General features: G+C 35.6%; 21 protein-coding genes. 12 read left to right on the top strand and 9 right to left on the bottom strand.

Annotated features, from left to right (window positions below):
* Positions 1–7 precede the first annotated feature (7 nt).
* Both KDN24_RS03120 and KDN24_RS03125 read right to left on the bottom strand, forming a co-directional pair.
* Positions 8–445, bottom strand: coding sequence for a hypothetical protein (locus KDN24_RS03120; protein ID WP_409975239.1), 438 nt, complete (start codon positions 443–445; stop codon positions 8–10).
* A 75-nt stretch (positions 446–520) separates the two neighbouring features.
* A complete protein-coding gene (locus KDN24_RS03125; RefSeq protein ID WP_409975240.1) occupies positions 521–1,900 on the bottom strand; it encodes a Mur ligase family protein in 1,380 nt (459 codons plus the stop codon).
* 198 nt (positions 1,901–2,098) lie between these two features.
* On the opposite strand from KDN24_RS03125, the gene KDN24_RS03130 reads away from it, so the two are divergent.
* Positions 2,099–3,322, top strand: coding sequence for an ATP-grasp domain-containing protein (locus tag KDN24_RS03130; RefSeq protein WP_409975429.1), 1,224 nt, complete (start codon positions 2,099–2,101; stop codon positions 3,320–3,322).
* A gap of 117 nt (positions 3,323–3,439) precedes the next feature.
* On the opposite strand, the gene KDN24_RS03135 is transcribed toward KDN24_RS03130, so the two are convergent.
* Positions 3,440–4,189 carry a hypothetical protein gene (locus KDN24_RS03135; RefSeq protein ID WP_409975241.1) on the bottom strand — a complete coding sequence of 250 codons (750 nt, stop codon included), beginning with the start codon at positions 4,187–4,189 and terminating at the stop codon, positions 3,440–3,442.
* Positions 4,190–4,464: 275 nt separating this feature from the next.
* Between KDN24_RS03135 and KDN24_RS03140 the strand changes: the two genes are divergently transcribed.
* From KDN24_RS03140 to KDN24_RS03155, 4 genes are read left to right on the top strand one after another with little or no spacing between them, the layout of a single operon-like run.
* A complete protein-coding gene (locus KDN24_RS03140; protein ID WP_409975242.1) occupies positions 4,465–5,136 on the top strand; it encodes a BMQ_0737 family morphogenetic spore coat protein in 672 nt (223 codons plus the stop codon).
* Positions 5,137–5,165: 29 nt separating this feature from the next.
* A complete protein-coding gene (locus KDN24_RS03145) occupies positions 5,166–5,756 on the top strand; it encodes a hypothetical protein (protein WP_409975243.1) in 591 nt (196 codons plus the stop codon).
* A gap of 19 nt (positions 5,757–5,775) precedes the next feature.
* Positions 5,776–6,039 (top strand): hypothetical protein, encoded by a 264-nt coding sequence (locus KDN24_RS03150; RefSeq protein WP_409975244.1) that lies wholly within the window; start codon positions 5,776–5,778, stop codon positions 6,037–6,039.
* Complete coding sequence (locus tag KDN24_RS03155; RefSeq protein ID WP_409975245.1) at positions 6,036–6,164, top strand: hypothetical protein; 129 nt, start codon at positions 6,036–6,038, stop codon at positions 6,162–6,164. The genes KDN24_RS03150 and KDN24_RS03155 overlap by 4 nt, the downstream gene beginning before the upstream one ends.
* A 65-nt stretch (positions 6,165–6,229) precedes the next feature.
* Here KDN24_RS03155 and KDN24_RS03160 read toward each other — a convergent pair whose 3' ends face one another.
* The 3 genes from KDN24_RS03160 to KDN24_RS03170 all read right to left on the bottom strand — a co-directional run bounded on the left by KDN24_RS03160 (position 6,230) and on the right by KDN24_RS03170 (position 10,453).
* Entirely contained in the window at positions 6,230–8,395 is a 2,166-nt protein-coding gene (locus tag KDN24_RS03160; protein ID WP_491348293.1) for a YheC/YheD family protein, read from the bottom strand.
* A 186-nt stretch (positions 8,396–8,581) separates the two neighbouring features.
* A complete protein-coding gene (locus tag KDN24_RS03165; protein WP_409975247.1) occupies positions 8,582–9,040 on the bottom strand; it encodes a CotY/CotZ family spore coat protein in 459 nt (152 codons plus the stop codon).
* Positions 9,041–9,244: 204 nt separating this feature from the next.
* Positions 9,245–10,453, bottom strand: coding sequence for an ATP-grasp domain-containing protein (locus KDN24_RS03170; protein WP_409975248.1), 1,209 nt, complete (start codon positions 10,451–10,453; stop codon positions 9,245–9,247).
* A gap of 448 nt (positions 10,454–10,901) precedes the next feature.
* Between KDN24_RS03170 and KDN24_RS03175 the strand changes: the two genes are divergently transcribed.
* A complete protein-coding gene (locus KDN24_RS03175) occupies positions 10,902–14,012 on the top strand; it encodes a hybrid sensor histidine kinase/response regulator (RefSeq protein ID WP_491348294.1) in 3,111 nt (1,036 codons plus the stop codon).
* A 78-nt stretch (positions 14,013–14,090) separates the two neighbouring features.
* On the opposite strand, the gene KDN24_RS03180 is transcribed toward KDN24_RS03175, so the two are convergent.
* Together KDN24_RS03180 and KDN24_RS03185 are read right to left on the bottom strand one after the other, a co-directional pair.
* Complete coding sequence (locus KDN24_RS03180; RefSeq protein ID WP_409975250.1) at positions 14,091–14,297, bottom strand: twin-arginine translocase TatA/TatE family subunit; 207 nt, start codon at positions 14,295–14,297, stop codon at positions 14,091–14,093.
* A 109-nt stretch (positions 14,298–14,406) separates the two neighbouring features.
* Entirely contained in the window at positions 14,407–14,775 is a 369-nt protein-coding gene (locus KDN24_RS03185; RefSeq protein WP_409975251.1) for a rhodanese-like domain-containing protein, read from the bottom strand.
* A gap of 284 nt (positions 14,776–15,059) precedes the next feature.
* Between KDN24_RS03185 and KDN24_RS03190 the strand changes: the two genes are divergently transcribed.
* The 4 genes from KDN24_RS03190 to KDN24_RS03205 are packed head-to-tail and all read left to right on the top strand — an operon-like array spanning position 15,060 to position 20,122.
* Positions 15,060–16,292 carry a methyltransferase domain-containing protein gene (locus tag KDN24_RS03190; protein ID WP_409975252.1) on the top strand — a complete coding sequence of 411 codons (1,233 nt, stop codon included), beginning with the start codon at positions 15,060–15,062 and terminating at the stop codon, positions 16,290–16,292.
* A 32-nt stretch (positions 16,293–16,324) separates the two neighbouring features.
* Positions 16,325–18,700 (top strand): molybdopterin-dependent oxidoreductase, encoded by a 2,376-nt coding sequence (locus KDN24_RS03195; protein WP_409975253.1) that lies wholly within the window; start codon positions 16,325–16,327, stop codon positions 18,698–18,700.
* Positions 18,701–18,703: 3 nt separating this feature from the next.
* Complete coding sequence (locus KDN24_RS03200) at positions 18,704–19,252, top strand: 4Fe-4S dicluster domain-containing protein (protein ID WP_409975254.1); 549 nt, start codon at positions 18,704–18,706, stop codon at positions 19,250–19,252.
* A 15-nt stretch (positions 19,253–19,267) separates the two neighbouring features.
* Positions 19,268–20,122: a dimethyl sulfoxide reductase anchor subunit family protein gene (locus tag KDN24_RS03205; protein WP_491348295.1), complete on the top strand. Its 855-nt coding sequence runs from the start codon at positions 19,268–19,270 to the stop codon at positions 20,120–20,122.
* A gap of 228 nt (positions 20,123–20,350) precedes the next feature.
* Here KDN24_RS03205 and KDN24_RS03210 read toward each other — a convergent pair whose 3' ends face one another.
* Positions 20,351–20,782, bottom strand: a complete 432-nt coding sequence (locus tag KDN24_RS03210; protein ID WP_409975257.1) for a hypothetical protein — start codon at positions 20,780–20,782, stop codon at positions 20,351–20,353.
* Between the two features lie 262 nt (positions 20,783–21,044).
* Here KDN24_RS03210 and KDN24_RS03215 point away from each other — a divergent pair, with 262 nt between their 5' ends.
* Positions 21,045–22,928, top strand: coding sequence for a sensor histidine kinase (locus tag KDN24_RS03215; protein WP_409975258.1), 1,884 nt, complete (start codon positions 21,045–21,047; stop codon positions 22,926–22,928).
* Entirely contained in the window at positions 22,925–23,617 is a 693-nt protein-coding gene (locus KDN24_RS03220) for a response regulator transcription factor (RefSeq protein WP_409975259.1), read from the top strand. Before KDN24_RS03215 ends, KDN24_RS03220 begins: the two co-directional genes overlap by 4 nt.
* Positions 23,618–23,983 lie beyond the last annotated feature (366 nt).

Raw genomic sequence — 23,983 nt, forward strand, 5'->3', positions numbered from 1 at the left:
CATTCATTTACTGACAGCCTTTTGCAGCGATGGAACCATTCGGAACGGATACGATTCCATTTTGATGGAAATATTTCTTTATGACGAATTTCTCGATGATGTCTTCTTCATCTTGAGCTTGGTTGTCAATAAATATTGCTTCAAAGGAATATTGCGTATTGTTAATCATTCCAGTTCCTTTTACTGTGACGATACAGCTCAATCCTTCTTGTTTGCAACAAATGGAAGTGAAAGCATTCGCCGTGAATAAGAAACTATAAATTTCTCCTTCTGTTTTTTTATCTTCATATTTTAATGAGAGTGTGGAGATTTCCAATGTGCTTGTACAAAGATCGGCCTCATACGTTAAGTTTCCACTAATAGGTAAGCATCTTTGAGCGAATTTTACTTTCTGATTTTCCTTGAAAGCATGAACATTAACGCCACAAGGACAAATAACGCCCATATTAATTTATCCCTCCTTTCATATAAAGATAGAAATAGTATATGAAAGTCTTTTAATAAAGCCACTGTGTTTGTCCTATTTGACTTCGCGCAATTTAGCAGCTAATTCGAAAATAGGTTTACTGTACATATCTCCTTTAATCAGAATAATCGTATTCTTATCTGCAATTTTTTTAATCAGGTCATAGACGCGAATACTGTTATTAAATACATAAGTTTCCGACTTTGAACCAAGCTTCTTCGCGTGTTGAGCCATGATGCGAGCGTGGTAGCCGATCGTAATGAGTACATTTACATCTTGCTCATAAATTAGTTTCCCTGCTTGTTCATGAATAAATTGCCCCCAAGCACCCACATCCGTAATGGTCCCTACTATAGCAATTTTCTTTTTCCCTTTACCTATTTCATTTAATACTTTTAATGCTGCCTCAAGTGAAGTAGTTGTCATACTCCACGTATCATCAAGAATAGTCGAGCTATTTATCCCATCATATAATTGAAGATGCTTATTTAAATTTTGAAATGTTTTAAGGCGATTCGCAATTTCCTTTAGATCTAACCCGATTTCGGATACTGCAGCAATGGCAAAAAGGGCATTATACACTTGGTGGGTCCCAAACCCAGGTATGAACATAGAGTATGTTTTTTTCTCGAATTCAACATCAAACTTCATCCCATTTTGACTGTATTTAATATTGCTTGCTCTAAAATGACAGGATGCACTTTGACCAACAACAATAATTTTTCCGCGAAATCTTCTCAAGTCTATTTTTTTTGTGTTTTCATCTTCTGAATTAATAATAAGCACACTTGAGTTGTCTAATATATCTACCATTTCCGCTTTTGTTTTTAAATATATTTCTGGGGTTCTACAATAGTTTAAGTGATGTTCTCCAATATTTGTAATCATTCCAATGGTAGGCTTGAAATATTCCCCAGCCTTTATAATGTCTCCTGGTGCTCCTACAGCTGTTTCAATAACTGCAGCTTCAGTTTTTTCATCAATACTAAGAAGATATTGTAAATGTGCGGTGCGTGAATTATTTGTGCTATTTGTGGCCGTAATGTTTTTATCAAATGAGAGAATATGTCGAATCATTTCTTTTGTTGTTGTTTTTCCTGAAGTTCCTGTGATCGCGATAACAGGAATTTGAAATAGGCTTCTATAATATTTGACAAATTTCCAAAATGCCTCCTCTACATTATTAACTTTAATGACAATCAAATTACTTAATTGATCATTTGGGCTAAATGCCTGCTCCGTTACAAGGATTAATGGAAAGTAAGGATGAAGTTTTTCCCAATTGAAAATGACTTTTTTAGAGAAAAAAACAGTATTTGGATGTTTGATTTGTTTTAGTCGGTAAGCTCCATAATGTACTACTGCATCATCAGACCCTTGGATTAAATTGCCGGCAATGATCGTTCTTATCTGCCTAACTAAGAGGGGCTTCATAAATGTTTACACTCCTTTCTGTTGTATTATATGGAGTTTTTTTCATTGTGCTTGTACAAAAATGAAACATGAGCAATTAGATTTTGACTTGTTAATATTGGGCAATTTGATTTTTTCTTGTAAAGATACACGTCTATACAAAAGGTTGTTTACGTCATAAACATATAACTAGGTATTTAATTGAATCAAATGTTAGGAGTGAACCTTTTGAAAACGATCATCTTTATTGGTACAAATAAATCAGGCTCCAGTAGAGAAGCCGTTAAAGCAGCAGAGAAAATGGGGTATTTTACTGTGCTGTTTACTAATAATATGAAGCAAATTCAGCAAAGGGAGCAGTATTCAGATGTTCATGAAATGATTATGATTGATACACAAAATGTTAATAAGATGAAACAGGAAATAAATAAATTGAAGTCAAGGGGGAATGACATAAAGAGTATTGTTAGCTTTGTGGACGCTAATGTGCATATAGCGTCCATTTTATGTGATGAATTCTGTAAAAATTACGGATCCTCAAAGGCTATTTATGTTATGGAAAATAAAGAAGAAACAAGATTAGCACTTAAAAATCATTCCTTTACCCCAAAATTTTCAATTATTAATCCAGAAGAAAAGTTTAATGCAAAGCAACTTCCGAGTTCTTTTCCGTTAATTGTTAAATCCCCTACTTCAACTGGTTCAAAAGATGTATTTTTGGCAGAAAATAAGGAACAGCTGAAAAAGCATCTGATGAAGCTACAAGAGAAAAATGAAAAAGAAGCTGTAATTGTTGAGGAATTTGTTGAAGGGGATCAATATTTAGTAGAAGTCCTTATCCATAATCAAAAACCATTAATAGCTGGAATTATAAAACAGGAAATTACGAAAGGAAAAAGATTTATCATCACTGGCTATAGTGTATTAGCAAAAACCTCAAACACATTAAAGAGTGAGATTGATGAAGTAATAAACTCAATCATTACATCCTTCAAAATTAAGAACGGAGCTCTACATCTTGAAATAAGAAAAACAAAAAACGGTTGGAAACTAATTGAGATTAATCCAAGGGTTTCTGGAGGAGCTATGAATAAAATGCTGTTTGCTGCATTTGGATATAGCTTAGTAGAAGAATCACTGAAATTATTTTTGGGAGAAACTCCATCCTTAATACCGAAGCATCGACATTACGTATTTACGCAATATGTTATTGTTTCAAAAAAAGGAATTTTAGATCGGGTAACTGGAAAAGGAAGGGCACGGAAATCTCAAGGTGTCGTAGAAGTATATATTAAGCCAAAAAAAGGAACAAAGCTAACCCCTCCCTACTCAATGGGACATCGATATGCTTATGTAATTGCGAAAGGAGAGACCGCAGAAGAAGCGCGACGTTTTGCTAAGGCTGCAGCAAATGAGATTACCTTTCATATGACAGAAGAATAAATAGAAGGACCTTGGCTTTTGTTGCCTAGGTCCTTCTTTAACTTTTCTATGCAAGACGCTTCTAATATTTTTATAACCTGTCCGATCTTTACTAATAAATAAACGGAATTGAAAGGATCATTCACTTTTTTTTTTCAAAAAGGAAAAGGCTGATAATACATTTTTCTCTTTTTGAGTTACTTGGGAAGACTCAGAAGCATGGCGTTCACTGCCGTGGTCTTCAGACTTCGTTTCAGTAACAGGTGCTATAGGATTAACGGAGTTGTTAAAGCTAGTTACATTCGTATTGATGACATTCGTATTTTGGTTCATTTGCGGTGAAAATTTGGGGCTATGCGATTTATTATTATTCATATTTGAGGTCATATTAATTCTAGATGCATTTTGCAAATCTCTGAATGTATACGATGATTTTCTTATTCCATAATTTACGGGATTCATAGAAGGAGGAACCGCATTGTTATTTTTTATTATGAAGCTTTGGATGTCTGTTAATTGTTGCTTTAATTCTAGGAGCTCATCTGTCTCTGCTTTCGGCTGTTTGCTTGGAGCGTGATTAATTTCTATTGGCTTATTCATGTTAATGGTTTGTTCATCACGTAGTGTTAGCAGCTCATTTTGAATAGCTTTCAATTCTACTTTCATACTATTTATTTGATTTGTTAATTGCTTTAAATTTATTTCAGCTTCTTCATATAACTTCTTTACCATTTCATTTTCTTTATTCAATATATTTATCACATCCTCTTTTTCAGTTAATAGCTTTTCTAAAATAGCTATACTCTCTGATTCTCCAGATTGGTCAGATCGTTCTTTTTCTTTTTTTTCATAGAGCTCTAATTCTCGTTTGTATTTCTTGACACGCATCTCTAATATTCGAATATAATTTTCACGATTTTTATCGGCGATGCTCAGTTACATCTCCCCCTTTACAAAAAAATAAATAATGATAAAGCATTATATGAATAGGTTAATTCGAATGTGAAAGAGGAATGACATGTTGGGTACGCTTCATGATTAATAGGGAAAACACCCAATTTCATATGATAATCGCGTAAATATGCACTTGTCCTATTTCCGTTTTCATGTACAGAACATAGAGTAAAAGTGTAATAAAAAAACAGCGAAAGGAGAAATGGAGATTGGATAATAAACCATTTCAACAGCCAACCGAGCTTCTATGTATTAACACAAACAAGGTATATGACTGGATTTTGGAGGAGACAACAGTTTCGCAAACCGTTTTAGCTGCGACTTTAGCATTGCCAGCCGCGATTGCAGCTGTATTATGTCTTCCAGCAGCATTAGTTAAAATTACACCAATTGTTACGGATGCAGCGGGAAACCCACTTCCTTTAAATTCAGAGGTAGATGTAACAGAATCTTTACCGAGAGTTGATCGCCAATTTGAAGTTGATGGTGCATTAGTTACTCTTCAAAGAGTTTCTTTTACAAAAACAGTTTTCGTCGTCTTAGAGATTTCTGGTGTTATTCCGGCTACTGGTATCCCATTCTTAGTGAGAACTCCTGTTATTCCGTTTTCAGTGAATGAATCAGCTTTCCTTTGTGCTCCAGCTGGAACTGAATTGCTAGTAAGAATATCTGATTTTGAAGCACAATCGATTGTAAACTGTGATGCAGCAGGCGTTTTCGTTAGCATTGGTTTGTCAATTGTTGTTTGCCAAAGCATCCAAACAGTTACACCAGTAACACTTGAATTGACAGCAGGCTTCTGTAGCCCACGTGAGCCTTTATTTGAAAACTGTCCATCACCAACAATTCCACCACAATGTCCTGTTGTTTTTCCAGGGTAATAAAGAATGTTCTTAAGGAATAAAAATGAATGAGGGAGCACTGCTCCCTTATTTATCTTTATTCAAGGGAAGGTGATAAAGTGTATTCACATATTGAGGAGATTCGAAACGTATGCAGTCAAATAAAAGATACTCACACGGAAAATATACATAGGATTGAAGAAATCCTATTAAAACACAATTCATCTAGTAAAAACTGTCTAGCTTATTTTACGAATTCAATTTCTATTGCACCTCGTTCGAATGAAGAAACGATTATTATTGGGAAATTTCATATTGTCAATTTGGGACATGCAGCCATTCATAAACCAGTTATCCTTTTTACGATTAAAAGTGACTCAGATATTAAATTCTCTGGAAAATTTGCTAGTGAGGGAAAAGGGTCTCTAGGTATGTTTGAATGGGAGAGAGTGAAGACGAAAGGAGACGCTAAGAAGGAATATTGCTTTAAGTCATTGAAATTTGAAGAACTTCCTTCAGGTGAAAAAATGGAGTTTCCTGATTTTCAATTGAAATTTGTACATCGCAGCAAAACAGCCGTTTCCATGGAGGGCTTCTTATATTATGAAGAAAATCCTGAAGGCATAAAATCATTGAATTCTATTCATATAACAACATAAAAAAGGGAGGTCATAAAATATGAAGGAATGGGAAGAGATGCTTCTCATTAAAATAGATGAAATGTTGAATAGCATTGTGAGTGGGGAAAGAGGAAGGCACCCTCATAGCTCTCAGCTTGATTTAATGCTTCTTTATTTAATGATGCGGGTAAAACAATATGATACTAGCGTTTTTGATGGTCAAGAGGAGCAGTTAAAGCAGGTTCTAAATGAATTGAAGGAGTTTCAAATAGAACAGGAAGGAAGCTTTGCACGTATTCTTCAGGGAGGTGATAAAAAGTGAACAGATGGAATAATTCTAGTCTTTCAAATGAATCATCAGGAAAAATAAAAAGAAAGCAAACTAGAAAAAATGTAAGAGTGCTTTCATCTGGAGGATGTATGTGTGGGAAGTTAAGAAAAAAATAACTTAACGAATAAGGGGCTTCTCAAGGTTCGATATGGACCTTGAGAAGCCCCTTATTATACGGTCATTATTGAAATGTTTGATCAATAAACTTTACAGTTTCGAACATATTTGTCTTGCTTGCACCCTTAACTAAAATGGTATCATCATTTTTAATGATCTTTTTTAGTAAATTATGCAGATGGTCTCTATTTGTGAAATGATAAATATTTTGAGAAGGAAACCCTTTCAATTTTGCTTGTTCCCCGATTTCTTCTGTGCGAAATCCGTAGGTGATGAGAATATCAATATTTTTTTCCTTTACATATTCTCCAACCTTACGATATTCTGCCTCCCTCAAATCACCTAATTCCCTCATTTGGCCAATTATGGCGATTTTTCGTTTCTTGCCAATGTTTTCCAGAACATTGATGGCAGCCTTTACTCCTTGTGGATGGGAATGAACAGTGTCATCAATTAAAGTAATGTTGTTACGGCAATGATAGATTGTTAATCTTCTCGGCGGCTTTTTAAACAGAAGCCCTGCTTTTATTTCCATCGGGGAGAATCCTAATTGGTCAGCAACTGCTATCGCATTTAGGGCATTATACACATGATGTTCTCCTAAAATAGGGATGAATAAATTTATTTCTTTTCCTTGAAGGTTCATTGTAAAACTCATGCCATCATTTTCATATTTTATCCGATATGCCTTGTAATCAGCGGCAGATGTGATGCCAACTGTAATAATCTTTCCTTTGAATTTTTTTGTTTCTAAATATCTTGAATTGGCGTCATCCTTATTGATGATGAGTAAACCTCTCTGGTCCATTCCATGGATTAATTCTGATTTAGCATGTGCAACTCCTTTAATATCACTATTAAAGTTTCCGACATGTGCCAGTCCGATGTTTGTAACAATGCTAATATTAGGTTTAATAATGCTGCAATGTTCAGTGATGACACCCGGATAGGCCATCCCATATTCTAACACAACCGCTTTATGCTTATCATTAATCTCATCAGCATGCTTCTTCGTATGCTCAGTCGTATTCCAATAGTCTTTTGATTCGAAAATATTCCATTTTTTCGCTAAGATGGAGGCGAGGAATGCTTTAGACGTTGTTTTCCCAGCACTACCTGTTATCGCAATAATAGGAAGAGTTCCTTTTTCCTTCAATTTTTTCTGCTTTAGCTCCCTGATTTTTGCTTTAATAGCCTGCTGATTTTTCACTAGAAAAATAGCATATTTTATCGTATTAATAACGACATCAAGCTCAAGGTAAAAAGCAGGGGGGCATCCAGGGCGCCAATTGATTTCATAGATCCATATTTTATGGTTTTCATCTAACCCGATATCAACGCCAATCTCATCAACGATTTCTCCGTATTGGATCATTTGCAGTTCATCAATATGATTTGCTAATGCTAAGGAGAAATGCTCTAATGTTCGTCTAATATTAAAGGCCTCATCTTTAAACTCTTGTTTTAAAAAAGGGTCTAAATAGTTCGTAAAGCCTCCATTATTAATATTCGGTATGATGGAGCCCTTCGGAGCAACACGTGGATAGATTGTCGTAATAACCCATTTACCTTCGCCATTTTTTTGGATGTGAAGCCTGAAATCGAATATTTGCCCTGACTTTGTAACGGATTGGATATATGGCTGTAGAATGTGGGTGCCATTTGAAACCATTGTTTTAATCAGTTGCTCTAGTTGCTGCCTAGAGTAGTACGCGACATTAGAATCCTTTATTACTTCGTAGCCGTCCCCATTTTTCGAAATAAAAAGAATTCCTTTCCCCTTTCTTCCATCGATCGGTTTAAAAACAACCTTTTTGTAACCAGAAACAAATTTAAAAAAGGTTTCGGTGTTTTTAATGATTTCAGAAGGAATAATATAATTAGAAAATTCTCCTGCCTCCTTTAATCGTTCACTCATATTCCACTTATTTCCGATAGAATGGGTCGTAAAGGGGATCTCATTTTTTAATTTTTGAATGATATCTTTAGATTTCGCGAGTTTTTCTGGGCTTCCTGCATTGTATATGACATCTGGAAAAGGCATGACTCTTGAAATCCATTTTCCATCTTCATATACTTGTCCTCTAATTGAACGATTAGTAAAGTTTACGGTTCCAGGGGAGAAATAGAAAAATTTTGCTCCTTCTGCTTGTGCAACTGCTGCATACGCATATGATTTAATGACAGTTGTCGGATCTTTCCGATGGTGTAGCATTCCTATTAATGTCATAGATTAGTCTCCTTTTTATCTCTTAATTTAGTAAAACTCTTTGCAATCCCTATGTATATTACATTCAAGTAAACAAGTATTTGATACGGACAAGAGTTTAGATTCATGGAAATAAGCGAAATAAAAAAACATTCACCGAAGGAATCGACGAATGCTTTTTTTTATCACTGTTTAGATAGAAACTAATTACCATTTTGGTTCGATGACAATTTGTCTTTTCAATAATTCCGTATCCAACGGCTGTATAGCACATATGCTTGCTAAATGGACATCTGTACAAATGGAGGTTTTGGTGAGTTTAATAACATCACTTAGCTTCGGATTTTGATCGCCTCGTAAATTTAATGGACGGAGTAATGTGATGTGGGCACTGCCTCTTTCTTCATCAATTGCTTCAATTCGAAAGAATGTTGTTTCGAAGTACTCGATTTTTCCGTTATCTTCATTTATTTCTGTCCCTTTATGTGAAAGAAGTCCTTTCTTTGTCAATAAGAGAAAGGGAATCGTATCAGTGCCTACTAATTTAGCTAGTAATTTTCCGAAGTATTTAGTTGAGTTATTTGATAAAAAGTCCTGTAATGATTTCAACTCGAAGAGTGCTTCACATAAACAGTGACTATGCTCCTGCTCCTTTTCTTTATCCATTCAGCCATCAACTCCTCTCTTCTTTCCCTAATTAAAGAATGGGCTGTTATCTCCCACTTTAAGCTATATTTATAGGATATTTGAATTCTGAGGAGTTTGTGCGAATGGCGAGGAAATATAGACTTGGCCAATTCACCCATTTAATCAAAAGGACATCAAATTTTAAAAAGCCTAATGAAAATATTGAAGGCACCTATAAGAGACTTAAAAAGGTTCTAAATAAAATTTGATTTCCATTGCTGCCGCTAATGCGCTTGATTTCGCCTCTTCTGGAGAAGTGGAGGCAGCGATAATGCTGGCATAGCGATGTCCCATTGAAAACGGAGCAGTCATGATTCTTCCTTCGAGTGGTTTGATATAAACATCTTTCACATTTTCATGCTGTAATGCGATCTCTTTTCCAATGACTTTTAGTAACTTGCCTCGAGTATTAATGGTTAAATATCTTGCATATACATGATACATTTTTGTTTGATTTAGAGATGGTTCTTCTCCCAAATGCAGCTTTATAATTTCTTTTATTAAATTTATCCCAGTTCCTTCATTGATTATTCGATTCATTACGCCGCCTGACATTCTCGGATTAATCTCGATTAGCTTCCACTTTCCATTAACATTCCTCATTTCTAAATGACAAGAACCATTTAAAAGACCAAGCTGACTAGTAATGTCCCGAACAGATGCAATAAGACTTTGATGCTCTTCTTCACTTAACAAAGCAGGAAACTGATAGCCGATTACGATAAAGCGATCATCCTCAGAAAATTCCTGGGCAACAATACCGATAATATTCAATTCATTATTATGTGTTAATACTTCGATTAAATATTGTGGACCAACTAAATATTCTTCAACTAACAATGGATGTTTTGGATGTTTCTGTTGAATTAAATGAATGGCGTTGCTCATTTGATTAGCCGTTTCGACGAGGAATATATCTTTTGATCCATTTAAAGCGGGTGGTTTTATAATTAATGGGAGAGAAGAGCTGTGCATTTCAATAAACAAGTCGACAGGTTCATCATCATGTAAGATTGTAAAAAAAGGGGAACTAGAAAGGTCTTTCAATTTTTCACGAAACGTTATTTTATTTTCCATCGCAATTAGAGCATCAATGGATACTTCCTTTAAGTTGAAATGCTTTGCAAGCTTTGCAGAGTAAGAAATATATGGATCGATAAAGCTGAGACATGCACAAATTTCATGTCCCTGCTCCTTTAGCATGGATATGGCATCGATGCTTTTTTCGAAGTCCATTAAATGATTTGTATAAATACATTTGTCGACAGCAAAGAAATCGTGTTTTTGTTTATCAGTTAGCAAAACAATGTAATAGCCCATTTCTTTTGCAACCGTAAGTGCTTCATTACTAGTTCCAAATTGATTGCTGCCTATAAAAACGATTGTTCTCATTTATCATTCATCCTGACTTAATTCCATCATTTCGTATATATTTTATGAAACTGCTGATGGAATGCCCCATTTTTCAGGCAGGAAAAAATTAATGATAGTGGGAGATTGTGGAATGAATAATTTTACTTTATAATACGATCATCATTATAATTATTATAATTAAGAAAACTTAATAGACGATAAGTGACGAATACATCCAATATGCCGTAACACCTTCACTGATTGAGTTTCACTCTATCGCAGATTAACGGGCTGTAAGAACCCCATTTTAAGAAGTTAGGTTAAAAAAATTCTAAGTGGGGGATTAACAGCCCGTAAAGGCCCGATTGGTTCAGCTAACAATCAGTGCAGACTAAGTGAGCGACGTTCTGTCGCAATATCTGCACTAGCTACATCCTTGAGCATCGGAAAACCTTGACTGATTGAGTTTCACTCTATTTGAAAGGGAATGAAAAAAGTCGTTTCGACTAAGCATATGTCAATCAAAAAAATCATTTTTATTGTCATAATATTTTTGTTCGTTCTGACGGGTTGTCGCTTATTATGGATGAATTTTTTTACAACTCGTGAGCATCCACATCCTGTTCAAGGCGAGCTGGATTTACGGGAGTGGGAAGATTTATCGGAATCCTCGATAACACTTGATGGCGAGTGGGAATTCTATCCACAGACTTTTTTGATAAAGAGTCAGTTACATGGTGATGATTTACTCAATCATGAAAAAGGTTATATTCAAGTTCCAGGAAATTGGGCTGAGTCCAAAGAGGATGCAAGTACATATGGTTTTGGATCTTATCGATTGAAAATACAAGTGGATCCGGAAGAGGATAAAACTTACGGACTTTACATTCCGTATATTGCAAATTCCTCAGACGTGTATGTGAATGGGAAGCTACTATCAAGTATCGGGAAACCTGGTGAAAATAAACAACAATATACACCATTAAATGCTCCTAAGACGGTATATTTTACGTTGGAGGAAACGAACGAAATCGAACTTATTATTCAAGCCGCAAACTATGATGATCCATTAAGTGGTGGAATTGTTCGTTCAATGAAATTTGGGTTGGCAGATCCCCTTTATAAGGATATTGGGTTTGCCACGAATATCGTGCTAGTTTCTATTATTATTTACTTATTTCACGCCTTGTATATTTTTATCTTATTTTTGATGGGCAATCAAAATAAACTATTACTCTATTTTTCTTTTATGACCATTTGTATTATTGTGGGGACTCTCATTGGTGAGCGTTTATTATTTGCGTGGTTTCCCTTAAACTTTGAATGGGGAATAAAAGTTATATATTTAACGATCATTACCGGGGGATATTTATTGCTGCAATGTATAAGAGAACAGCTGCCGGTCATATTACGTATAAAAATAATTAAATGGTACGCTGTTCTATGTAGTATTGCCGTGTTCATTATCTTGTTATCCCCAGCTACTCTTAATATAAAGCTTACTGCATTTTATATCTTTGTCATGCTCATTCCGTGTCTATTAGCACCGTTCGTTATGTATCGTGCAACTCTTAAAATAGATAAGGACAGCATCTTTTTATTGTTAGCATTAGTCGCTTCAATAGGTAGTTTGATATGGCTCATCATCATTTATTTATTACAGTTAGACATCGTTTCTTATCCATTTGATCTAATGATTGCGATTATTTGTTTTTCCATGTATTGGTTTAAGAAATATTTTCGCGTACTTGGGGAATCTCAAAAGCTGACGAAAAAGCTGCAAGAAGCGGATAAACGAAAAGATGAGTTTCTAGTAACGGTTGCACATGAGATGAGAACACCTCTTCATGGCATAATAAATATTTCACACTCAATTATGGAAAAGGAACATGCGCTACTTGATAAAAAAAGTGTTCAAAGCTTAGATTTAATTATGACTGTAGGCCGTCGAATGTCACTCTTATTAAATGATTTGCTTGATTTAGCAAGATTTAAGGAAAATCGCATCACGATACATCCGAAAGACGTATCCGTTCACAGTGCTGTAGAAGCAGTCATTGCTATGCTAGTGTCAATGTCCGAAGGAAAATCGATTAGGCTAGTCAATCGAATTCCAGTTCACTTTCCACTTGTACAAGTAGACGAAAATAGGCTGACGCAAATTTTATTTAATCTCCTATATAATGCTCTAAAACATTCACATGCAGATGAAGTGCTTGTCGAGGCTGAAATTGAAGAGGAGAAGGCGAAAATATCGGTTGTAGATAATGGGATAGGCATAGAAGAGGAACATTTGGGTAAAATTTTTGAACCGTATGAACAAGCCTCTAATCGAAATACAACATCGACTGATGGTGGTTTTGGATTAGGATTAAGCATATGCAAACAATTAGTCGAATTGCATGGTGGGGAGCTAGCAGTTAGTTCAAAAGTAAATCAAGGTTCAGTGTTCACATTTACCCTTACATTATCTGATATTGCTGCACAGCAAAAAGGAATTGAGGCATTTACAGCAAATGTAATTGAGCAAAGTGCTTCCGCTGAAGCTTTCGTTTCGAATAATCTCGTTAAACATCAAGAGCTGAATTCAGAGTCTATTCACATACTAGCTGTTGATGATGATCCGGTGAATTTAAAAGTGTTAGAAAGTATTTTTTCAGTACCACCTTATCAAATTTCCACGACAATAAGTGCGGAGGAAGTACTGTTAATGTTAAACATCGGTAAATGGGATTTAATCATTGCGGATGTGATGATGCCGAAGATGTCGGGGTATACATTGACTTCGCGGATTCGAGAACGCTATTCCATGTTTGAACTTCCGATTTTGCTATTAACCGCCTACAATCGTGATGAGGATATCGAAACAGGGTTTCGATTGGGGGCCAATGATTATGTTACAAAGCCCATGAATGCGGTAGAACTGAAATCTAGAGTGAAATCATTGACGAAACTGAAAAGATCAGTAAGTGAACGATTACAAATAGAAGGTGCATGGCTGCAGGCGCAAATCAAACCACATTTTCTAATCAATACATTTAATGCAATTGTTGGCTTGAGTAGAACTGACTTAGATAGAATGGATGATTTGATCGAAGAGTTAGCAAATTATACACGTCTAAGTATTGATTTTCAAAATGCGGATGGGGTCGTTCCCTTGAAGCATGAACTTCAACTCGTTCGTTCTTATTTGCACATCCTAAAAGAACGCTTCGGAAATAGAGTGGAAGCAATATGGGAAGTAGATGACAATATTCAATTAGATTTACCTCCGCTAACTATTCAAACACTTGTTGAAAATGCTGTTAACCATGGAATATTAAAGCGTATGAATGGTGGAGAAGTTTATATTTGCATTAAAGATAAGGAACAATTTGTTGAAATATCTGTAAAAGATAATGGTGTAGGAATGGATGAAGAAACACTTAAACATTTACTTACTAGAGGGGAAAAATCAGACAAACGGTCAGGGATTGGTCTGCTTAATACAGAACGACGCTTGAAGCAGCTTTTTGGCAACGTATTGAAAATCGAAAGTAAGCTAGGGGAAGGTACGACAATTTCGTTTACGATTCCAAAGACGAGATTAAGTGTTTAAACAACGAAAGAGTAGCCATTTTTTAGGGCTACTCTTTCGTTAATGAATTATATAAAGGGAAACTTCTAATTTTGAAGATTAGTTTGATTTTGTTTCATCATTTGCCGTTGCTATTTGTTGACCGCTTTCTTTTTCGTCGTCTATTAGCCCTTTAGTTGATTTTTTGAATTCTTTCAATGTTTGTCCAACTGAACGACCTAATTCTGGCAGCTTCTTAGGTCCGAAAATAATAAGAGCGAGAACGAGAATAATAATTAATCCAGGAATACCAATGTTAGATAGCATAGTCAAATCTCCTTTTTGTTACTTTAAATTTGTCTAACACCTTTATGATAACGCTCTCTTCATTCCATTGGTATGCTATTAGTCACAAAAAGCAGCAAAAAGATGGCATTTATTTCTCAATATCATACGGCCATTGATTCATGCCTGTTGTTAAATTATATACGTTTTTAAAACCATTATCGATCAATATTTGGGCAGCTTGACTTGAGCGGTTGCCACTCCGACAAACGAATAAATAGGATTTATCCTTATCTAATTCAGAAATACGTGCCTCTAGTTCATTGAGCGGTAATAATGTAGCAACTGGAATACGACCTTCTGCAAATTCCTCTGCTGTTCGAACATCAATAACTTCAACTTTATGATCTTCAATCAGTTTTTGAGCTGTTTCATTATCAATATCTTCATATGAAGCTTTGCTTGAACATGCAGCGAGTAACAATATTGAAGCAAATAACAAAACAAGATATTTCCTCATTCTACACTCTCCCTATATTTTCTGTCAGTTCAGCTAGTCGCTTTCCTATATTGATTATAGATAATGGCAATAAAAAAATAAATGAACACAATTCGAAAATACTGCCCATAAAAATACAAAAATAACATAAATAGACAAATATTTTCTTTCGCTTTTTTTAAAACTTCTTAAATGTTTTAGTTATTTTCGAAGTATTTGTGAAAATATTCACAAACCATTGTTTGTAAAAATACTTCATTCTATCATAAAAGTATGAAAGTGCTGAAAAGAGGAGGTGAAATAAAGTGAATAGCAGCACAATATATGAATGTTTTTATGAGGATGTATATGAGTATATTTTTTTTCAAGTAAAGGACGCTGACATTGCAGAAGATTTGACACATGAAACATATTTAGAAGCATTTGAAAAGGGGATGAATCTTCATTTTATCAAAAAGGAAAAGCTTATTGGCAGGCTGCTAGCGATAGCTCAAAGCTTATGCAATAAATATTTGGAAAAACAAACGGATAGCCCATCTTTTGATGAAGCTATGAGTAATACTAAATGGCCTTATTTTCAAGATGAGAGATTAGAAGAAGAAGAACTCTTCCAATTTATTAGCAGAATCATTAAGAAGATGAAACATGAATATCAGCAAGCAATCATTCTTCATATTTTCAAAAAAATACCTTATAAGGAATGTGCAGAAATATTAAATATTTCCATAGAAGCATTTACTTCCAGATTGAAACGAGCAAAACAAGCGTTTATTCATCAGCTTATAAGAGAGTTATATCCAGAATATAAAAAGGGTCAGCTTGAAGAGGATGAAATAAAAATCTTGATGAAGTGGTTTCATTTACTTGATAAACCAAAAGATCTTTCCGAAGCAATCTCCCGTATTTCAGCAAATTTTTTCAATGGAATGCATGACTATTACAAGACTTTTAGATTGGACACTTATCCATATGGTTTAGATGAATTCTTATTAACAAGAATTCCGTTAAAGCCTCATTATATTTGTGCAGATTTTGGTTGTGGCAACGGCCATTTATCGATAAAGCTAAGCTCAAAAGTTAGGAAAGTGTATGCAATTGATAATTCGAGTGAAATGATTTATTCCTTGTCAAACATAGTTGAAGATAGAAATTACAATAACATTCAGCCCATCTTTGCGAATGTAAACGACTTAACAGAGTTGAAAGAAGATATTGATATTGGCTATTGTAATATGCTGTTACACCACATCTTTGAACCAGAAAAGGCTATTAGGGAAATGGCCAATGCTTTAAAGCAAAACGGTCAGTTAATAATTGGAGATTTACATAGAACGAAAGATAACTGGCTATATAAAGAAATGCATGATTTCTGGTCAGGATTTGAGATAAAACAACTGCAGGAATGGTTTGAAAAAGCAAATTTAGAAACGCTCTGCCTTGAGAAAAGCAATGAATATATTTTTAATTTCCGCGATACAAAAAAACCGCACAAAAGAATCAGTGTTCCGTTAATCTTTGCACATTGTATAAAACGTTAATGATCCTTATTAATAAAACGGGGTGGTCAAAAATGGCTCATCAAGATGGGATAAAACAAAAAATAACAAGAAGAACATTCCTAAAAGCATCGGGTGTGGCAGGTACTTCATTAGCTACAGTTGGTGTTGTAGGCACGACAAAAAAAGTGATGAATTCTCCTGAAAAGGTTCTCGCAGCAGAGAAAATAGACTATGAAACATTTCGATCTACGTGTGCAATGGAATGCCTTCACTGTAATTTAACAGCTTATGTTCATAAAGGAAAAGTAGTCAAGGTTGAGGCTAGTAAAGATTTTAATGTTACTGGTTGTTTAAGAGGAATTAGCCGCTCCCAATGGGTTCATAATCCGAATCGTCTTAAAGTACCATTATTGCGAACAGGAAAAAAAGGTGAAGGGAAATTTGAAGAAATTTCTTGGGATCGTGCATTAGATTTAATCGTTGAAAAGATAAGTGAAACGAGACAAAAACTAGGAAATAAAGGGATTCTATTCGAAGCCGCTTCTGGAAATATGGACTCAATAAAAAACTCAATCGGTGGAACTTTCTTTAATTATCTTGGAGGTGTAACAACACCATCTGGAAGTCTCTGTTGTTCAGCAGTGAGTGCAGCCATGAATCCGATGGTCGGATTTAGATACATTGATACGAGAGACACGATTAAAGATAGTCGCTATATTCTTTGCTGGGGAAATAACCCCGCTGTGACGATGCAAGCATATTTCAAGGAGTATGAGGAAGCGAAAAAGCAGGGTGCTAGAATGGTCGTCATTGATCCTAGATACAGTGAAACAGCTGCTAAAGGGGATGAATGGATTCCAATTGTACCGAGCACAGATACGGCATTAGCATTAGCGATGTTAAACATTATTATTAAAGAAAAGCTTTTTGACCGAGAATTTCTTATCAATCATACGGGTGCAACATATTTAGTCGATAAAAAGGGCGACTTAGTAAGAGAAAATGTAGAGGATCCTGATTCTTACTTAATCTATGACTTACATACAAAGTCAGTAAAAAGGCACGATGCAGAGGGTGTGATGCCACTGTTAAGTTTGATTGATGAAAATATACCTCATGAATATATTACCGTATTCGATTTAATTGCTAAAGAGGCAGCGATATGGACGGTTGAGAAGGCAGAAGAAGAAACAGATGTACCGAAAGAAACGATCTTGAGATTAGCTCGAGATTATGCAACAACTAAGCCAGCCATGATTATTCAAAATATGTCTGGCGCACAACGCACAGAATATGGAACATACACGGTAGCGAGTCAGTTTTATCTTGCTTTATTCACTGGAAACATCGGAAAAGCAGGTGCTGGTGTATGTGATGCTGGTGGTGCAACACAATTAGCTAAGTTTAATTCAGCTATAAAAGTGCCTGAAGATGTTGCTAGTATGCCGCATAATCGAAATTTCAATTTAGAAACAGCAAAGATCCCACATTGCCATCTTGGAAAAGCGATCGTGAACGAGGATCCAGTGAAAATAGATTTTTGGTATATGATGACCTGTAGTCCAATGACACAAGTTCCTAATACGAATTTAGTGAAAAAGGCATTAGAAAAGGTTTCATTTGTAGTCGTTGCCGATAATTTAATGACTTCTACCGCCATGTATGCCGATTTAGTTCTCCCAGTTACAACGATTTTTGAAGATACAAGCTTAATGGCTGGCACTAGAAGTCACTACGTACAATTAATGGAGAAAGCGGTAGAGCCTCCAGGTGAAGCAAAACCGGATTACTGGATTTTTAGTGAGCTAGCAAAACGATTAGGATTTGGTGAGGCATTTGATAAGCCAGTAGAAGAACATATTAGTGCCGTTCTTTCGGATACAAATATAACGTTGGATCAATTGAAGAAAGGGCCTATTAAGCCAGTCGAAACACCATATGTTGCATTTGACGGCGGTCATTTCCGAACATCAACAGGCAAAGCCCATTTATATATTGAGGAATGGAAAGAACTTAATTATAAACCGATTGTTACGTATATACAGGCAGATGAATTAATCAAAAATAAATCAACTATGCTCGTAAAAAAATATCCGTTAATGGCCGTTCAAAGGAAATTAGCAAGAAGCATTCATTCTAGCTTTAGCACATTGCCGTGGATAAACGAAGTTCATACTAGTGAGCCTGAGGTGATGATTCACCCTAATGATGCAAAGAAAAGAGGAATTAAAGCGAAGGATTGGGTCATTATTTTTAATGATCGTGGTGAACACCGAGCAAAGGCAGATGTTACTTCACACATAAAAGAAGGGATTATCAGCTTAGAGAATGGCTGGTGGGAGCAAAGTGGAGGAAGCAGTAGTTATGTGACGAATGATAAGGTTGAGCCTCTCGGAAATGGACATGCATGCAATAACACATTAGTTGAAATAAGAAAGGAGTCTTAAAGCATGGCAACCCAATATGGATTTTTAATAAATATGGAAGACTGCTACGGATGTAAAACATGTGCGGTTGCATGTAAGTCAGAAAATCAGACGCCAACTGGTGTGCAATGGCGACGTGTAAGAGAATTTACGACCGAGGGACCAAACTCAATTTCATTTCTTTCAATGTCATGTAACCATTGCGATGAACCGCAATGTATGGAAGTTTGTCCAGTATCAGCTTATTCAAAACGTGATGATGGCATTGTCATTCAAGATCATGATCGTTGTATCGGCTGTCGAATGTGTATAATGGGTTGTCCATATGGTGCACCTCAATATGATCCAGTAGAAGGAAAAACAAGTAAATGCAATATGTGTGTTGATCGTATTGATAATGGACAATTGCCGCGATGTGTAGAAGCATGTCCAGCAAAAATCATTAAATTTGGTGAGATTAGTGAGCTTAGGAAAGAATATGGCGCTGATCTCCAAGTCATTGAGGATCGATTTAACTTCCCAGATCATACAGTAACAGGACCAAATATTGTTATTATCCCACCAAGATGTTAAGGAGGTTGTAAAGAGATGGAAGAGTTCGAATTACCATTAGTATTTTTCACCGTTTTTAGTCAATGGGCGGTAGGTATTGTTTTAGTCATTACATTATTAGAGTGGATTAAACCAGAGTATCTTGAAAAATATAAAATAGAAATTTTCCGAAAGCCAGCTTTAACCGCATTTCCACTTGCTGTCATTGCTACAGTCACTTCAATGCTGCATTTAGGCTATCCGTATAAAAGTTATCTATCCATTACAGGTTTACAACATTCATGGTTAAGTAGGGAGATTATTGCTGTGATTGCTTTTAATGCTGTATTAGCAGTATTCACATGGATTTGGTGGAAGCATATCAGTCATTCTTCTCTAAGGAAATGGTTCGGCACATTAAGCTCTGTCATTGGAGTGGCCATGATTTTTGTATCTGCTCAAGTATATTATCAAATGCCTATTCATCAGACATGGCATTCTTGGACAACCATTGCTAGTTTTATTCTAACTGGTGTAATGATTGGGACAGTTTATATTTATTATTTTATTAGCCGTACTAAAGAAGGTGAACATCCGCTTCAATTATTTTCTATCCTCATTAGCGGTGTATTAATTCTGATGATAATCGTCTTCGGCGTTTATAGCCAAAATTTATTTAATGGGATAGAAGCTGCTTCAGCAGCTAGTCTTACCCTTAGCTCTAGTTTATTTTGGGTAAGAATAGTATTCAGTTTAATTGTACCTGCCAGTCTTTTGCTCTATTTATTTAAATCAAAGAAACCAACTCATTCAAGGTTTGCATTCATGACAGCACTGCTCGTTATAGTTGGGGAATTTTCTGGAAGACTATTATTTTACTACACTGTCATGAGTCAGCAGCCTTGGTTTTAAAAAACAGATCGGAGTGTGATTGCAGATGTCATTATTTACGAAGTGGATCGAAAGCCTTGCTGAAACAGTCGAAATCAAGGAAACTTGTTTACGCAAGATTAAGTCCTTTTAGTAAATGTACAAAATGCATAAATGTTTGTAATGACGATGCAATCTCCTTCAAAGAAGTTCAATTTACATTAATTAGGCTGAAAATGATGAGGACTAGCAGATGAAGTCTGCTAGTCCTTATTTAAATATTACTGTTTCGTTAATATAATCCAATACCATTTTCACATTGCTTGCTTGACCGAAAAGAGTGGAGTATTTATAAGGAGACTTCTCATAATCTTCTCTGCACATGTCAGGTAAATTAGAAAGCTGTTGGTAATTGTCTTTCACATTTTTCTCTGCAGCCTTGGAAATTTTTATTTTGCTTATATCCTTTTCGAATTGATCATAAATTTGATAGATCTCCTTACTTGTTGGTCTTTCTGGAAGAGCTTGCAAATGTTCATATAAATTTTGATAAGGCTTCTGAATGGCTTGTAAATATTCTTCGTATGTCACAATCCCCTCTGAATCTGACCGGGAAAAAACAAGGATGAAACAAGCAATTAATAAAATGAATCCCGCTAAAAGCAATTTACTGCGTTTATTTAGAGTAAGAATATACTTCATTCTCCATCTCATCCTCATCAAGTAGTAGATTATTGTTTATGCTCAATATTTCACATGAATGCATATTGATGAATTCGTATTTTAAGGAAATTATATAATGGATCATAGAATGATGATGACATAGCTTTCAACTATTTTATGAATCTTTTTCACAAAGTTTCATAATGTGTTCAAGTATCGCCGCGTTTATACCGTTTTTTTTATTTATACTATTTTTAGAAATGTGTAATGGAATAAAAACAGCGGGAAAAGGATTATCGATATGAAAAACATGACAATCAAAAAACAGCTAGCGATTATTTTTATCATAATTACACTCCTTCCCATTAGTTTGCTAGGAATTTTTCATAGTATCGAAATAACAAATTTTATTAATCAGTCCTCTAAAAACCAAAAATATGCGACTCAACGCCTTGCAGAAGCTGTTGAAACATATGTAAATTTTCATGTTAACTATATCGAGTCGATCAGTTTTAATCTCTCACAATCTCAAAATATGAGTCTCGATTATATGACGACGCTATTAAAAGGGGGAAAAATAAAGCTCCCTGGCTTTATTGAATTATATGTTGGAAATCGTGAAGGGAAGGTTATAGCGTCTTATCCCCGCAATAGCCAAGATGGTGAATTCCAATTAGGTGAAGATATTAGCGGTCGTAATCATTTTAACGAAATAAAAGCGACAGAACGAACTGTTATTACTCCTATCCTCTTAGGGAGACATTCGAAAAAGCCGCTCATCATGATTGCAGCCCCTATTTTATATGAAGGTCAATTTAGAGGCTATGTTCTTGGAACATTAGATTTATCAGCCCTAAAAAAAATTATTATTGATTATGACTATGGAGCGGGGGCTTATCCTGTTGTGGAGGATCAAGATCATAAAATCATTTACCATCCTGTTCTCCCATTAATAAGCAAAAACTATGAACTGAAAAATTTTAAACAGCAATATCATTATGAAGACCATCTGCTTGGTGATGGTGAGTTTTATTCAACAGTCCATCATCGTTATGAATATGTAAACTTCGAAACAATCCCATCATTAAACTGGAGTGTTTATGTTTCAAAGCCCGCTTCAATAAAAACGGAAAGCATCCGTAATGCGATGATTCTGCTAGTTGCTGTGTTAATTGTGACACTTATTTTTACGCAATATTTATCAAGATTGCTAGCCCAAAGAATGCTGGAGCCCATAAATGTTCTCATTGATTATTCAGGAGCGATTGAGCGAAAATCCTTTTCGTTAGAAAATTTCGATCGCATACAAATGACGAATGCAGCGAAGGAATTTAATTTACTGTTAAACCGTTTTTATGAAATGGGGAAAAATGTGTTTCGAAACCGAGAAGAGCTTATGAAGCTTAATCACGATTTAGAAAAACGAATTGCTGAAAGAACAGAAGGGCTTGTAAAGGATATAACGAAAGAAAAAGAAATGGATCAATTGAAAAATCAACTAATCTCGTTTACTTCACATGAATTCAAAACACCGATAACAACATTAAGTGGAAGTATTGAGACGCTTTTGCGGAAAGATGTTGAATGGGATGAGGAGTTTGTAGATGAAATTTTGCTTGGGATGAAAGATGATGTTCAAAGATTAGAACAGCTGACGAGTGATTGGATTGATATTGTAAAAATCGATTCTAACGCTCTCGTCCTAATTAATGAGCAGATGAGGATCGGTTCATTTATTGAAGGTGTGCTTCAAGGGTTAAAAAAACCTCCTTATCATATGGCGAAGATTATCTTTAAACGAAGCGAATCATCAGAGCATATAGTAGCATTCGATATTAAGAGGCTAGAACAAGTAGTAAGAAATATCATGACGAACGCAATTCGCTATAGCAAGGCGAATCCAATCATTTTTATTAAGGTGTATGAAGATAGAGAGTACATATATATTGATTTCAAAGATAATGGGATCGGAATGGCTGAAGAACATCTTCCGAAAATATTTGATAAGTTTTACCATGTTGATGCTTCACGGACGAGAAAAACAGGTGGGACGGGCCTTGGTTTAGCAATATGTAAAGGGATTATCGAAGCCCATGGCTGGAAAATCAAAGTGGTAAGTGAAATCAATAAAGGCAGTACGTTTACGATCGTTATTCCAAAAGGTGAGGAGGAAAAGGGATTATGAAACAAAAAATAATTGTAGTGGATGATGAGCCGAAAATTTTAAGATTTGTTTCAGCAAATTTACGGGCACAAAAATATGATGTATTCACTTATGCGAATGGGTACGAAATGCTCGGAGAGTATGATCGCATCATGCCTGATTTAATCCTTCTTGATATATTAATGCCTGAAATTGATGGATTTGAAGTACTTGAAACTTTACGGTCTTTTACGAACGCTCCCGTCATTATGCTATCTGCTTGCCATGATGCTTCTGATAAAGTAACAGCCTTGGATCTAGGGTCGGATGATTATATGACGAAACCGTTTACGTTAGAAGAGCTTTATGCTCGCATACGTGCTGTGTTAAGAAGGACAGGGAATCAGCTTCAGCATACAATTATTGCTACTTCAAAAATAATAAAAAACTTAGAAATTGACTTTCAAAAGCGAAGAGTTTTTGTTGAAGAGAAAGAAACGGATGTTTCTAATACAGAATATAAGCTCTTTGCCTATTTATGCAGCAATCAAGGGAAGGTCATTACCCATGAAGAATTGCTAACACAAATATGGGGTCCAGAATATCGAAATGATATCGACTATTTACGGGTTACAATTGCAAGACTTAGGCAAAAACTAAGAAAACCAAATGGCGACAATAAGATAGAATACATTGTTACTTATCCAGGAGTTGGATATATGGTTGAATAGAAATGAAGAGGCGTCTCCAAAAGGAGGTGCTTTTTTTATGGATGAGAGAGTACATTTTTTTGAAGTTAGAGAAATGTCCAGCTCCAGCGCCTAGCGAACTTCCCTTCCCCTCCTACGATAAATCAACATCGCGAAGCACAGGATGTGCTAGCGCAGGCGTTGTCACAGGACGTGGTGTAATTAGCCTGCGAATCCTGTCACTCGTCGTGTTGTCTAGCTTCGAGTACCATCGGCTCGAGTTCACAAGCCAAATTCTCACAGATAGGCAAAGAACGCCTTTCCGTGATGATCGTCTTGTGCTTGTCGCCGATAAGCAGGCACTCTCAGCATTTCAGTTTTCCTTTATCTCGTTGGGGTCAGTCCAGT

It is taken from the genome of Cytobacillus sp. Bva_UNVM-123, from assembly GCF_046351715.2.
Lineage (GTDB): Bacteria > Bacillota > Bacilli > Bacillales > Cytobacillaceae > Cytobacillus.

Bases quoted from the DNA above. Each gene is read 5' to 3' on its own strand.
- KDN24_RS03220 (WP_409975259.1), top strand. From the start codon at position 22,925: ATGAAACAAAAAATAATTGTAGTGGATGATGAGCCGAAAATTTTAAGA.
- KDN24_RS03160 (WP_491348293.1), bottom strand. From the start codon at position 8,395: ATGACATTAATAGGAATGCTACACCATCGGAAAGATCCGACAACTGTC.
- KDN24_RS03200 (WP_409975254.1), top strand. From the start codon at position 18,704: ATGGCAACCCAATATGGATTTTTAATAAATATGGAAGACTGCTACGGA.
- KDN24_RS03180 (WP_409975250.1), bottom strand. From the start codon at position 14,297: ATGCTATCTAACATTGGTATTCCTGGATTAATTATTATTCTCGTTCTC.
- KDN24_RS03195 (WP_409975253.1), top strand. From the start codon at position 16,325: ATGGCTCATCAAGATGGGATAAAACAAAAAATAACAAGAAGAACATTC.
- KDN24_RS03145 (WP_409975243.1), top strand. From the start codon at position 5,166: ATGAGGGAGCACTGCTCCCTTATTTATCTTTATTCAAGGGAAGGTGAT.
- KDN24_RS03120 (WP_409975239.1), bottom strand. From the start codon at position 445: ATGGGCGTTATTTGTCCTTGTGGCGTTAATGTTCATGCTTTCAAGGAA.
- KDN24_RS03215 (WP_409975258.1), top strand. From the start codon at position 21,045: ATGAAAAACATGACAATCAAAAAACAGCTAGCGATTATTTTTATCATA.
- KDN24_RS03125 (WP_409975240.1), bottom strand. From the start codon at position 1,900: ATGAAGCCCCTCTTAGTTAGGCAGATAAGAACGATCATTGCCGGCAAT.
- KDN24_RS03150 (WP_409975244.1), top strand. From the start codon at position 5,776: ATGAAGGAATGGGAAGAGATGCTTCTCATTAAAATAGATGAAATGTTG.
- KDN24_RS03205 (WP_491348295.1), top strand. From the start codon at position 19,268: ATGGAAGAGTTCGAATTACCATTAGTATTTTTCACCGTTTTTAGTCAA.
- KDN24_RS03135 (WP_409975241.1), bottom strand. From the start codon at position 4,189: ATGCGTGTCAAGAAATACAAACGAGAATTAGAGCTCTATGAAAAAAAA.
- KDN24_RS03165 (WP_409975247.1), bottom strand. From the start codon at position 9,040: ATGGATAAAGAAAAGGAGCAGGAGCATAGTCACTGTTTATGTGAAGCA.
- KDN24_RS03210 (WP_409975257.1), bottom strand. From the start codon at position 20,782: ATGAAGTATATTCTTACTCTAAATAAACGCAGTAAATTGCTTTTAGCG.
- KDN24_RS03175 (WP_491348294.1), top strand. From the start codon at position 10,902: ATGAAAAAAGTCGTTTCGACTAAGCATATGTCAATCAAAAAAATCATT.
- KDN24_RS03185 (WP_409975251.1), bottom strand. From the start codon at position 14,775: ATGAGGAAATATCTTGTTTTGTTATTTGCTTCAATATTGTTACTCGCT.
- KDN24_RS03170 (WP_409975248.1), bottom strand. From the start codon at position 10,453: ATGAGAACAATCGTTTTTATAGGCAGCAATCAATTTGGAACTAGTAAT.